The 12594-nt window shown below is 35.9% G+C and carries 9 protein-coding genes; 8 read left to right on the top strand and 1 reads right to left on the bottom strand.

Annotated elements, in window-relative coordinates:
- Positions 1-3 precede the first annotated feature (3 nt).
- Complete coding sequence (locus V5739_RS03600; RefSeq protein ID WP_423819674.1) at positions 4-3027, bottom strand: SusC/RagA family TonB-linked outer membrane protein; 3024 nt, start codon at positions 3025-3027, stop codon at positions 4-6.
- A gap of 693 nt (positions 3028-3720) precedes the next feature.
- Here V5739_RS03600 and V5739_RS03605 point away from each other — a divergent pair.
- From V5739_RS03605 to V5739_RS03640, 8 genes are all read left to right on the top strand, one after another.
- Entirely contained in the window at positions 3721-4005 is a 285-nt protein-coding gene (locus tag V5739_RS03605; protein ID WP_423819675.1) for an XRE family transcriptional regulator, read from the top strand.
- Positions 4006-4518: 513 nt separating this feature from the next.
- Entirely contained in the window at positions 4519-6099 is a 1581-nt protein-coding gene (locus V5739_RS03610; RefSeq protein WP_423819676.1) for an N-6 DNA methylase, read from the top strand.
- Between the two features lie 125 nt (positions 6100-6224).
- Positions 6225-6749 (top strand): hypothetical protein, encoded by a 525-nt coding sequence (locus V5739_RS03615; RefSeq protein ID WP_423819677.1) that lies wholly within the window; start codon positions 6225-6227, stop codon positions 6747-6749.
- 197 nt (positions 6750-6946) lie between these two features.
- Positions 6947-8035 carry a DUF3644 domain-containing protein gene (locus tag V5739_RS03620; protein ID WP_423819678.1) on the top strand — a complete coding sequence of 363 codons (1089 nt, stop codon included), beginning with the start codon at positions 6947-6949 and terminating at the stop codon, positions 8033-8035.
- 75 nt (positions 8036-8110) lie between these two features.
- Positions 8111-8686 carry an HAD hydrolase-like protein gene (locus V5739_RS03625; protein ID WP_423819679.1) on the top strand — a complete coding sequence of 192 codons (576 nt, stop codon included), beginning with the start codon at positions 8111-8113 and terminating at the stop codon, positions 8684-8686.
- A gap of 3 nt (positions 8687-8689) precedes the next feature.
- Positions 8690-9343: a hypothetical protein gene (locus tag V5739_RS03630; RefSeq protein WP_423819680.1), complete on the top strand. Its 654-nt coding sequence runs from the start codon at positions 8690-8692 to the stop codon at positions 9341-9343.
- Positions 9344-9357: 14 nt separating this feature from the next.
- On the top strand, positions 9358-10356 hold the full coding sequence (locus V5739_RS03635; protein ID WP_423819681.1) for a DNA-processing protein DprA: 999 nt from the start codon (positions 9358-9360) through the stop codon (positions 10354-10356).
- Between the two features lie 97 nt (positions 10357-10453).
- Positions 10454-12592 carry a hypothetical protein gene (locus tag V5739_RS03640; RefSeq protein WP_423819682.1) on the top strand — a complete coding sequence of 713 codons (2139 nt, stop codon included), beginning with the start codon at positions 10454-10456 and terminating at the stop codon, positions 12590-12592.
- The last annotated feature ends 2 nt before the right edge of the window (positions 12593-12594 follow it).

Raw genomic sequence — 12594 nt, forward strand, 5'->3', positions numbered from 1 at the left:
GTTTTAAAAGTTCATTTGTAAGCCGCCTGTAATAGTTCGAAGGGAGGGAATCGCCACTGCCCCAGGAGATGATGGATCCAATCCCTTATAATCAGTTACAGTAAAAAGGTTGTGCCCATTAATAAAAACCCTTGCAGTGTTAAGTCCCACTTGATTTCTAAATTTCTCCGGTAAGTTGTATTGAACAGACAGGTTCTTGAGCCTTAAAAATGATACGTCTCCGTAAAAATGGTTGGTATTTAAGGCATCCGAATATGTGAGAAAAGCTTCGAACGACTGTGAGAATTTTTGGGTCTCAGCAGAGTTATCCGTTCCGAGACTTGTGCCATAAACATCAACAGGTTGATTTCCCAAGGCACCTGGATTGGGAAAATATGGTTTCGGTCCTTCCTGCTTTACAAACTCCCACAGAAAATTCAGAGAAAAATTTTTGAAGGTGAGATTGTTAGCCAGGCCTCCGTAGAATTTCCGGCTCAGGTTTTTTATCACAATACGATCTTCATAGTCTAACCTTCCATCTTCATTAACGTCTTCAATAGAATATAATCCTGATTCGGTGTCAATGCCGTTGTATTTGTAAAGCAGGGAGATATTAAGAGGATATCCAACCCTGTATATATTTGCATAAGATGTTTCCTCTATTCCAGGAAATTTGATCAACTTATTTTCAGGTATTGTCAGGTTGAAAAAAGTCTGCCATTTAAAGTTTGGGGTCTGAATATTTAGGGTTGAAAGCTCAAACTCCCAACCAGTATTTTGGACCGTGGCATCCAGGTTCGCCTGAATAGATGAAAAGCCTGTTGTAGATGGAAGCGGGTAACCCACTAGCTGATTAGAGGATCTATTACGGTACCAGCTTACTCCCAGATTCATCCTGTCCTGAAAGAATCCCAGTTCAATTGCTGCTTCCAGTTTCTTATTTTCTTCCCAGGAATAATCTGGATTTGTCAGTTGAGTTGGATATAACCCTCCAGGTCCTGGTGTAGCTTCATAAGCATCTAGATATCCATAGTCGGGAATTTGATCGCTTCCAGTTGTTCCATAACTTCCTCTAATCTTTCCAAAGCTTAGAAAATCAGGATCATTATTGAATAACGATTCTTCTGTAAATATCCAGGCACCACCTATAGCTCCGAAATTTGCAAATCTTTTATCTGGTCCAAAACGGGAGGAACCGTCCCTTCTCCCTGTGAGATTGATAAAATATTTTTGCTTCCAAGCATATCCCAATCTTGCGAAAATCGCAGTGTATTTATAATCGATATTCTTGCTGTTTATAACACTAACTTCTTCAGCTGCTCCAAGATTCCCTATTAAAGATTCAGAAGGAAATCCTGTTCCTACCACAGCTTTGTTCCTACTTTCACTCTGTTGGAACGTCACACCTAAAAGACCCTCCAGGTTACCACTCCCCAGTTTTTTATTGTAAATTAATTGAGGCTCTATAATAAGAGACTCTCTTTCGGTAGTATAATGGGTAGAGGAATGATTCTGGTACTGTCTGATATCGGGACTGAATGAATTTTTTGTAACTTTTCTCAGTTGGTTGCTTGATAAGATAGTATAACCAGCACTTGCTTTTAGTACAAGTCCTCCAGCTAACCTGTATGAGATGCCAAGGTTCGTAATAAGATTACTCACCTTTGCTGTACTCTCATTAGCCAATAAGGCAAAGGGATTGTCCCAGGTATCATCTTCCCAGTTGAGACTGCCGTCCTCATTATAGATTGCCGGAGCATTTGGTGGTAGAAATAGAGCATCTTGAACAAAGTTATGGCCGTGAAACAAGTTATTATTATCAATCCCATAGTTTGAAGCAAAATTTATTGCAAGCCTGTCGTTAAAGGCTTGATGTTTAAGATTCATTGAACCCGTTGCTTTTTGGTAATTCCAATCACCAGGAAAAACACTACCTTCTGTATGGTAGGAACCTCCAATTCTGAAAAAAGTAGATGCTGTCCCTCCGGAAGCAGCTAAATTGAGGTCCGTAATGTGAGAAGTTCCTCCAAACAATTTGTCCTGCCAGTCTGTAAATCGTTCCTGATCCCATAAAACAAGATCTTCTGCATTGGTTGCTACTGGTTCTACACCATCATTTTCAAAAGCCGCTCTTCTTATTTTTAAATACTGTTCAGTATTGAGCAACTCCATCTTATTGGACACTTTACTTATACCACTATAAACCTGTGTTTCAATCTGGACCTCTTTCTGGGAAAATGTTCCATCTTTTGTAGTGATAAGTATTACACCGTTGGCTCCGCGTGAACCATAAATTGCCGTCGCATCAGCATCCTTTAAAACTTCAATGCTTTTTATATTCCATAAGTTTAGTGTGCTCAGGGGATCTATTCCAGCACTGATCATGCTGCTACCTCCTACAATTGCACTAGAATTTATCGGTACACCATCAATTATGTATAAAGGCAGGTTACCGTTATCATCAAATGAATTGCGTAAACTATTCTGACCTCTAATTCTGATGGTCGGTGCATTCCCAGGCACACCACTTTGTGTTAAAACCTCCACCCCTGCCATTCTCCCCTGCAAAGCCTGCAGCGGACTCACCACCGGCTGCAGTTCTATCTCTTCTGCTGTGACGCGGGAGATGTTTCCTGTACTTTCCCTGCGGGTAGTATTATAGTAACCAGCGTTGATCTCTACCTCTCCAAGAGAGGAAACATCTTCTTCCATTTGGATATTAATGTTCCTTTCCTGTTCCAGGACAACTTCTACAGGTTTAAAACCCAGATAGGTAAAGACGAGAGTATCTCCCTGGATGGCACGTATGGTAAATTCACCATCTACGTTGGTAACTGTTCCTTTAGTTTCTCCTTTGATAAAAACAGCAACACCCGCTATTGGCTGCCCCTGCGGGCCTGTAACAATACCTGTTACTTCTTGTTGGACATATGGATTATCTAAAGAATTAGGAGCGTTTCCTGCTGTGGCTTTCCAGGTAATTACAGAAAGCAGCAGGATGAGACTTTTAAGCACGATTATTTTAAACCGGCCATAATTATTTTTCATAATTTTGCAGTGATTAAATGAAACTTTGTTTCGTTTGATTTAAGCCTTCCGGGCAGCTTCGCCAAAAGAAACCGGAAGGCTATTTTTATGTTTATTTTGTTCTCATAATTGAACAAAATAGGCTGCCCTTTCGGGTAATTACAAAATGTTACTGTTTCATTGGCACCTCATTTAGTTACACAAAATTAAAACTCCCCCAATGAGGGGAATGGGGGAATTTTTCCCGCCCACCCGTCACCACTGCAACATAGGGGTAGCAGTTATGGTGACCCACCGGGACTAACGGCTAAACTAGCTCCCGTCAATGAACCTTAACAATGGCTAATCCCGTCAAGGCAAAAAATTGTAATAATGGTTTGAGAACCTTCTTGTGCTTGAAGAAACAAAGGCTTTGAAAGAGTTGAGAAGATGTGCCGCCGAAAACAAAAAGGCGTGGAGTCTCAACTTATCGATTCGAGGTACTGGTATACCCTGCAACAATAAGCAAGCCCACGCCCGGGTCGTGAGCATTGTGCTTATCATCTCGTTGCTTAAAAATTACCAGTTTTCGAACCGAGACTCAAAGCGAAATGCTTCTAATTATTTTACTTAAAGAAGTTTCGCAAATATATTACTATGAACCAAATATAGAAATTAATTATTTGTCTACCAAGTGGTTTACTTAATTTTTGATTGAAATCTTCAAATTGCAGTATGGCAGAGCTCTCGAAAGAAGATATAATCTTAGCTAATAAGATTGCAAATAGAATTAAATTTCTTAGAGAAAAATACTGTGGTCCTAAACAGGCTGATTTTGTAAAAAAATACAACATTGAAAAACAGCTTATAAGTAGGTGGGAAAATCCAATAAAAATTGATCTAAAAAGCGGCAAAAAAAGCGGAAGGGGAATAACTATTTACTCTGTAAATACATTTTGTCGTACAATAGGAATTTCTCTGAAAGAATTCTTTGATGATGAAATTTTCAAAGGTCATTAAAAGAGTTTGTTTAATCACTATACACATTCAGTTTCTCACCTTCCTTAAAACTTTTTATTCACAATTTTATTGACTTCCACGTGATATTCCACTTCTACAAAAAACTTGAAAACTGTGTATAGCGCAAATCTTCTGGAATCTTCAATATTATATTCTATAGAGCCCCCCTTGGGGAAAACGATATCATACTGCTCATGATCTGATTTCCAGGCCTTTCCTATTTCACGAAATAAAGCAGCGAAATAGAATTTTTATCTATAAGAATAAAGTATACCACACAACCATAACTCTTCTCCTTTCCTATCTTGGGTAAAAATCATTTTTCATTATTTATCACTTAAAAAAAATGTTTTTCATACGGAATAATCATTTTTCATCGCAACTTTTCTGAAGTGTTCCGAAGAAAAACACATCGGACGACTCAAAGATGTTAAAAATATTAACTAACTTTCCCTCTCCGGATCTCCTCCCTACCCTGATCCGGTTTTTACAACCAAACCTTTCCATCCAAAAATGGCAAAAGCAGACATTGATTTTGAAAAAGAACTCTGGGATGCGGCGAACGAATTGCGCGGCGCGGTATCTGAGAATAACTATAAAAACTACATCCTCCCCCTTGTTTTCGTAAAGCACCTTAGCGAACGGTATGAGGTGGTGCGCGAGGAATTGAAGGATCTTTTAAAAGATCCAAACTCCGATTATTACACAACAGATAAGGAAGAAATTGAATACGTTCTCAACGACCCGGATGAATACCGTTCCCGGAATACGTTTAAAATTCCGGAAACCGCTTCCTGGAAGTATTTGAAGGATAATGCCGAGCAGGATGATATCAAGGTGAAGGTAGATGATGCCTTTGATGTGATCCAGGAACTGTTGACCGGCTACAACCCGCAGCTGGTGAATATTTTGCCGCGAATTTTTGTGCGGAGTGAATTATCTCCGAAACAAACCGGCGGAATTATCAACCTCCTCTCCCACCCTAAATTTTCTGAAAAGGAAAATCCCGAAAGCGATATCCTGGGCCGGATCTATGAATATTACATTGGCCGGTTTGCAATGGCTGAAGGTTCGGGTGCGGGGCAGTTCTTTACTCCCGGAAGTATCGTGAGGCTGCTGGTGGAACTATTGGAGCCTTACAAAGGCCGCATCTTTGACCCCGCCTGCGGCAGTGGCGGGATGTTTGTGCAGAGTTTGAAGTTCATCAAGGAACACGGCGGAAACAAAAAAGACATCGCGATCTACGGGCAGGAAATGACTGCACAAACACTGCGGTTGTGTCTGATGAACCTGATGCTACGGGATCTTTCCTTTGATATCAAACTGGGGAATTCTTTGCTCGATGACAAATTCCCAAACCTAAAAGCCGACTATATTATTGCCAATCCGCCATTTAATGTGAGCAACTGGCATCCCGAAGATCTGCCCGATGGTGACCCCCGGTTATTTGGCCCCAAGGAAGAATTCACTACAGATGGCAGCGCCAATTATATGTGGATGCAAACCTTCTGGCACCACTTAAGCGACACCGGGACTGCCGGAATTGTAATGGCAAACGGCGCGATGACCTCCAACAACAAGGGAGAGAAAAACGTGCGGCAGCATATGGTAGACAATTCTATGATAGATGCCATTGTGCGCCTGCCCGATAAGCTTTTCTTAACCACGGGAATCCCCGCCTGCCTTTTTATCCTGAGCAAGAACCGCGACGGAAAAGACGGCACCCACCGCGAACGAAATGACGAGATCCTGTTCCTTGACGCCTCCAAAATGGGCACTATGGCCAGCAGAAAACTGCGGGTTTTTAGTGATGATGATATAAATAAAATTGCCGAAACCTATCACAAATGGAGAAACCGTAACGGAAATTACGAAGATGTTGACGGATTTGCTAAAGCAGCAAGCATAGCCGAAGTACAAAAGCAGGATTATAAACTCACCCCCGGGATCTACGTAGGCACAGAAGCCGAAGAAGACGACGGGATTCCTTTTGAAGAAAAGATGGAAACTTTAAAAGCTGAATTGTTAGCACAGTTTGAAAAAGGAGAGGAATTGAAGGAGAGAATTAAAGCGAATTTTGACAAGATCCTTTGAAACAAGTTGTGAACAATTCGGAAAAGTGAAAAAGAAATAATGGCTAGTGCAAATAAACAATAGAAGAATGATGAATACATTTCGCATATTATTATAACTAATGCTAACAAAAAACCAAACCAAATATGGAAAATCTAAAATCAGAGAATTACAGTGAATATTTAAACTCCTGGATTTCGAAAAATGAAATTAAACTTCCCAAAATAGCAAAAGCTATAAACTGCTCCGTTCCTACTTTAAATAGATTATTAGAAAAGCAAAACTATCCAACTGATGAAATGATAAGGCAAACAGGAATAATGATGACAGTCGGATTTCCAAAGTACTCAAAAATGAGCGATGCCGAGAAAGAACACTTTTCAGAAAAATTAGGTTCAATAAGTGGTGCTGGACTTGGATTTGCCAGTGTAAGCGCAGTAGTTGGAGGTTTAGGAACAGCTGGACTTTCTGGAGCTGGAATAATGTCAGGATTGGCTGCTGCTGGAGGAATTATTGGCGGCGGGGCTGCTGCAGGAATCGCTGTAGTCGCTGCGGTTCCTATTTTAACAGGTATTGCTGGATATGGAATTGTAAAAGGAGTAAAACATTTAACGTATAACTATAAAAGTAAAATAGAAAAAATTGATTCAAGGTGGGAGACCTCACGATAATAAGGTACAGACTAGAATATTGAATAACACGAATTGCGGAATAACTTCCACCAATACCATTTTTGACTAATTCAATGCTTAAAACAATATCAAACCTAAAAGTCAGTGCCCCACTTAGCGGATTGTCTTGTGGTCCAATTACCCTATCCAATTAGCAGAGTTTTACGGGACGTAGGCATTTAATTTTAATTTCATAGATGGCTCTTAGAAAAGGAAAAACAAAATCCACATTAGAAACCTCAATTGACGCTGCTTTGTTAGCTGTAGAAATCTATAATAAGCCAAGAACGCCTTTTAGGGTTGAGGGATTTATTACTCATATGATTATAGCTTGGACGCGGTTATTCCACGCACACTTTAATAACACTATCGGTAATCGTTATTACTATAAAAATGATAATGGTAGATTCAAAACTGTTGATGGTGAAAGAAAGTCTTGGGAACTTAAAACCTGTATTTCAAAATTTGGAAAACTTGATGATAGTGTTAAATCCAATTTGAGCTTCTTCATTAAGCTTAGAAATAAAATTGAGCATAGGCATATAGACCGGGATGAAATTGGTATTATGATTTTTGGTGAATGCCAATCCCTACTATACAATTATGAAAATACTTTAATTGATTTTTTTGGAGAAGAATATGCCCTTAATGAAAGTCTAACATTTTCAATACAGTTTTCAAGAATTAGAAAAAAAACTCAAATTGAAGCAAGTAAAAAATTACTTTCTAAAGAAATAAAGGAATTAAAAACCTTTATTGATAATTACAGAACATCTCTCCCAGATGAAGTATTCAATACCCAAGAGTATAGTATCAAATTAATCCAAGTGCCTAAAATATCCAATACAGACCGGAGTGATCTTGCCATAGAATTTGTAAACTGGTCGACAGTATCTGAAGAGGATAAAGAAAACTATAAGAAAGTAACGGCAATTATTAAAGATAAAGTATTAAAAAAAGAAGCTATAAATCCGGGACGGCGCAAGCCAACAGACGTAATTACTAAAGTAAATCAGGAAATTGGCTTTGATATAACCCATTATGACCATAAATGTCTCTACTGCTGTTTACGAATTAGACCTGGAAGCGGAAATGATTTAACTGATCCATTTGACACTAATACTAAATATTGTCATTATGATGAAGTTCACGATGATTATGTATATCAAGATGCTTGGGCGGAGTTAATTATTAAAGGAATCAAAGAAGGAAAACTCACCAAAGATTTATGGAAAGAAAAATTTAAAAATTCCGAACACTTAAATATTAAAGAAATTGAAGCATAATTAAAACGAAGGAGCAAAAAATATTCTTAGACCTGTTTTAATTTATACAAGAAACTAGGAGCAAATAAAATACCGATGTACAAACAAAAGTTGAAGATAAAAGAAAGTGACATTCTATTATTTGATATGGACGGAACCTTGATTGACACGGATTACGCCAATTTCTTATCGTACAAAAAGGCATTAAAACCGGTCATTGGAATCAATAATGAAATTTTATTCAATTCAAATGAAAGATTTACTCGTACTTCACTAAAAAGTGCAGTTCCGGATCTGACAGAAACGGAGTATGAAAAAATAATTCAAAAGAAAGAAGTATACTACAAAGAATATTTATCGGAAACAAAACTGAATGAATCCGTTGTTGACATTCTATTAAAATATTTCAAAACAAATCAAACCGTATTGGTAACAAATTGTCGAAAAGACAGAGCATTAATGACTTTAAAACACCATAAACTTAAAGAAAAATTCAACCACATATTATTTAGGAATGCTTCTGATAATGGACAACATATAAATAAATACTTAAATGCGATAACCAAATTGAACCTATCAACTCAAAAAGTTATTGTTTTTGAAAATGAAAGAACTGAAATCGAAGATGCTATTCTTGCAGGAATTCCTATTAATAAAATTATAAGCCTCTAATTTATGAAGCCATTTACAATCAAAAAGAATGAATGTTTAGAACAAGACACTCAAGGTTATTTTCATACTGATTATGCAGCTTACGAAAACCGGGATGAAGTAGATAATTATCCAATGTATTTACTTACCTTAAAAAATGATCTTAATCGCAATTGGTGGTCATCTAAATTGAAAAATGCACAACGTGAGTTATTGAAAGTTCTTCTAAATGATCTGCCAGATATTTTAAAAGAGAGTAATTTAAAACAATTAACCGTTTGTGTTGTTCCAAGAGCTAAAGCTGAAAATACATATCGTCAAGATCAATTACTTTTCAAAGAAACAATTAGTAATGCCGTCAATCAATTAGGAAATGATTTTAGAGATGGCACAAATTATATAGTAAGACATACAAATACAAAAACAACACACTTAAGACGACCAGTTGATGGTTTTGACAACGATGGGTCTAAACCATATTGCGGAATAAGTAAGGAAACTTGTAATTTCTCAAATAATATAAAAGGGCTCGATATTCTCTTAATAGATGACATTTACACAAAAGATGTTGATATTGATGAAGATATGATTCAAGCCTTATTAAATTTTGGAGCTAAATCAGTGACGTTCTATTCAATCGGGAAAACTATTGATCACGAATCAGATTTTATTCTTTAATCTAATATAATCAGATGAAGTACACAGAAAATGCAGTAAATATTATAACAACAAGAACCTACAAAGGAATTGGCCGGGCTTGGATAGTTAGGAATTTAAAAGGTAATGAAAGTGTTGAAGATATTGTTTCATTAATAAATAACAACTCAAAACAAGAAGAATTAATCACAATTGATGATTTTGAATTTAATAAAACTCAAATATTAAATCGAATTGAAAGTTTTAAAGAAAGTTGTGATGGTCTTGTCGCTATTGGTGATAAGAACTTTCCAAAACACAGAGGAAATGTAAAGGAAAGCGAAAGACCTGTTTTTCTTTTTTACAAGGGAGATTTGAGTCTAATTGACTTTCAAAATCCTAACATAACAGTAATAGGACTTCTTAATCCAGATGAAACAATTGAAAGTAGAGAAAAAAAAATAGTTTCTGAAATTGTAAAAAAGGGGGTTACGATTGTTAGTGGATTAGCTTTTGGCTGTGACAGTATTGCACATAAACAAGCTCTATATGGCGGCAAAACAGTTGCTATTTTGCCAGGTCCTCTTTATAAGATAATGCCAGCAAAAAATAAAAGATTAGCATTCGAGATAGTCGAAGAAGGTGGACTGTTAGTGTCTGAATATTTTGACGAGCATAAATCAGCAATGGATTTAAGCAGTAGATATAAAGACCGAGACAGATTACAAGCATTATATTGTGATGCAATAATTTTAGCTGCAAGTTATGCTCAAGATACCGCTGAAAGATGGAAGTTGTTTGGTCAAAAATTAGATAGCGGTGCGAGATTAGCAATGAGTTTTGCAAAAGATTATAATATCCCCAGGGCAGTAATGTATGACCAGAATCTTGATGCAGATAATCCAATGTTTGATTTAAATCGAGAGTTGATCAATGACGGAAAATCTGTCACAGTTTTGACTCAAAAAAGTTTGGAAGAAATGATAAACAATATTGAAATAAACAAAGAAAAATCCAACAGGCAAAATAACTTTCAAACTGATTTATTCGGGTAAATTTCAACTAAAAATCAAATCATTAGCTTTTTTTCAAACCGATTTCAGTATTTCCAAAAAAAACTAAGGAACCATTGAATTCTTGATAATCTCTTAAATGATAAAAACAGGTTTTGTTACAGCATACGGTATTAATTACGCCGGAACTCTTCCAAAGATTAAAAAAAGTGAAAATAAGTTACAACCGCTATTTGAAGGATTGACAAATTCCTTAGAATCCTTAGAATTAGCAGGAGAAACTTCTTATCAAAAAAGAGTTTTGATAAGTAAAATTAGTGTCAAGGATCTTTTTTCAACCGAGAAAGGAAAATTTGTGTTCAAGGAGTTTCTAATTGAAGACAATGGTGTTGGTTTAAATGATTTAGAATTCGAACGAATCATTTCATTAAATGATAATAGAAAAGGCTTTCTTAACAAGGGTACTGGCCGGGTTCAGTTCTTACACTTTTTTGAGAAAACTGAATTTTCGAGTATATACAATTCTAATGGATCCGATAATTCATTTAAAGAAAGAAAATTGGAATTATCCAAAATGAAACCTTTTTTAGACAAGAATGCAATCATAAAATATATTTCCAATGATTCTATAAAAGCGGACGAAAGAATTACAAGAGTACGCCTAAAAGATGCCATATCGGATAAAGACCAATCCTATTATAATGAATTGAATGTTGAAGACATTAAAGCACAAATCATTGATCATTTCCTTGCCTACTTTTGTGAAAATAGAAATAATCTCCCTAAAATTACTATTCAATCGATTGTAGATAATGAAGTCCATAGTGAGGACTTTATCACAAGCCAAGACATCCCAGAAATAGATTACGAAACTAATTTTAATGTAAAATTTAGTGAATTAGCCGAGGACAAATCAATAATAAAAACCTCTGATACAGAAAGCTTTAATTTAAAATCCTTTGTTATAGATAAGGAAAAATTGCCTAAAAACGGATTAAAACTAATTAGCAAAGGACAGGTCGCCAAATCTTTAAAAATTAGAAATTTAGCTCCAACTGACCATATTTCCAAAAAGAGATATCTATTTCTCCTATCCAGCGATTATATAGATAATCGAGATAGTGATAACAGAGGTGATTTAAAAATCCCCTCTGTTGATGAATTTAAAGACACATCTAAAAACCTTTTTCAAGAAAAAGAAATCATTTTAGATGACATCGAGTTAACTGCAAATGAGGCTATAGAAGGATACTATTCAGAAATTAAAAAGAAAACAGAAGATAAGCTTCAAAATCTTGAGAAGCTTAAAAAAATGTTTTTACTTAACGATGAAACGATTAAATCCTTAAATATTAGCCTAAATGATTCGGATGCAGAAATATTAAAAAAAGTGTACCAATCAGATGCAAAAATAATTGCAAAAAGGGATGCAGAAATTAAACATCAGTTAGAAGATTTAGAAAAGTTAGAACCTAATTTAATCGAATATTCGGATGAACTAGAGAAAAAAATAAATGAATTGGTAAAAACAATTCCACTTCAAAATAGGACTTCATTAACTCATTACATTGCAAGGAGAAAACTCGTGCTTGAGTTGTTTGATAAAATAATAGAAAAGCAAAAAATTAATCTCAAGAAAAAGGGACGAATTGATGAAGATGTAATGCATAATTTACTTTTCCAACAATCCTCAGAAGATCCTAAATCAAGCGACTTATGGATATTTAATGAGGAATTTATTTATTTCAGAGGAGTTTCAGAAAAGAGGTTAAGCTTAACGAAAATTGATGGCAAATTAATTTTTAAGGAGCAATTTGCAAAAGAAGAAGAACGCTATCTTAATTCGTTAGGAGAAAAGAGAATTGACAAAAGACCTGATATCTTACTTTTTCCAGATGAAGGTAAATGTATAATTATTGAATTCAAGTCACCTGATGTCAATGCGTCAGAACATTTGACACAGATAGATTTTTATGCTAATCTTATAAGAAATTATACCGTGGACGAACTTCAGATCACAACATTTTATGGGTATTTAATTGGAGAAAATATAGAACCAAGAGATGTTTTAGGTCGCGTTAGCAGATATGAAGAATCTTATCATTTTGATTACCTATTTCGCCCATCTGAAAATGTTATAGGTTTCGATGATAGAAAGAATGGTTCAATTTATTCAGAGGTAATAAAGTTTTCTACTTTGTTAGAAAGAGCAAAACTGAGAAACAAGGTATTCATAGACAAACTGACAGAAAATTTAGGGGAAAGGTACGACAGCTAACA

The sequence above is a fragment of the Salinimicrobium sp. TIG7-5_MAKvit genome, from assembly GCF_049569215.1.
Lineage (GTDB): Bacteria > Bacteroidota > Bacteroidia > Flavobacteriales > Flavobacteriaceae > Salinimicrobium > Salinimicrobium profundisediminis.

What these genes read in the sequence shown, in the direction of transcription:
- V5739_RS03635 (WP_423819681.1), top strand. Translation starts at nt 9,358, where the DNA reads ATGAAGTACACAGAAAATGCAGTAAATATTATAACAACAAGAACCTAC.
- V5739_RS03620 (WP_423819678.1), top strand. Translation starts at nt 6,947, where the DNA reads ATGGCTCTTAGAAAAGGAAAAACAAAATCCACATTAGAAACCTCAATT.
- V5739_RS03610 (WP_423819676.1), top strand. Translation starts at nt 4,519, where the DNA reads ATGGCAAAAGCAGACATTGATTTTGAAAAAGAACTCTGGGATGCGGCG.
- V5739_RS03640 (WP_423819682.1), top strand. Translation starts at nt 10,454, where the DNA reads ATGATAAAAACAGGTTTTGTTACAGCATACGGTATTAATTACGCCGGA.
- V5739_RS03625 (WP_423819679.1), top strand. Translation starts at nt 8,111, where the DNA reads ATGTACAAACAAAAGTTGAAGATAAAAGAAAGTGACATTCTATTATTT.
- V5739_RS03600 (WP_423819674.1), bottom strand. Translation starts at nt 3,027, where the DNA reads ATGAAAAATAATTATGGCCGGTTTAAAATAATCGTGCTTAAAAGTCTC.
- V5739_RS03605 (WP_423819675.1), top strand. Translation starts at nt 3,721, where the DNA reads ATGGCAGAGCTCTCGAAAGAAGATATAATCTTAGCTAATAAGATTGCA.
- V5739_RS03630 (WP_423819680.1), top strand. Translation starts at nt 8,690, where the DNA reads ATGAAGCCATTTACAATCAAAAAGAATGAATGTTTAGAACAAGACACT.
- V5739_RS03615 (WP_423819677.1), top strand. Translation starts at nt 6,225, where the DNA reads ATGGAAAATCTAAAATCAGAGAATTACAGTGAATATTTAAACTCCTGG.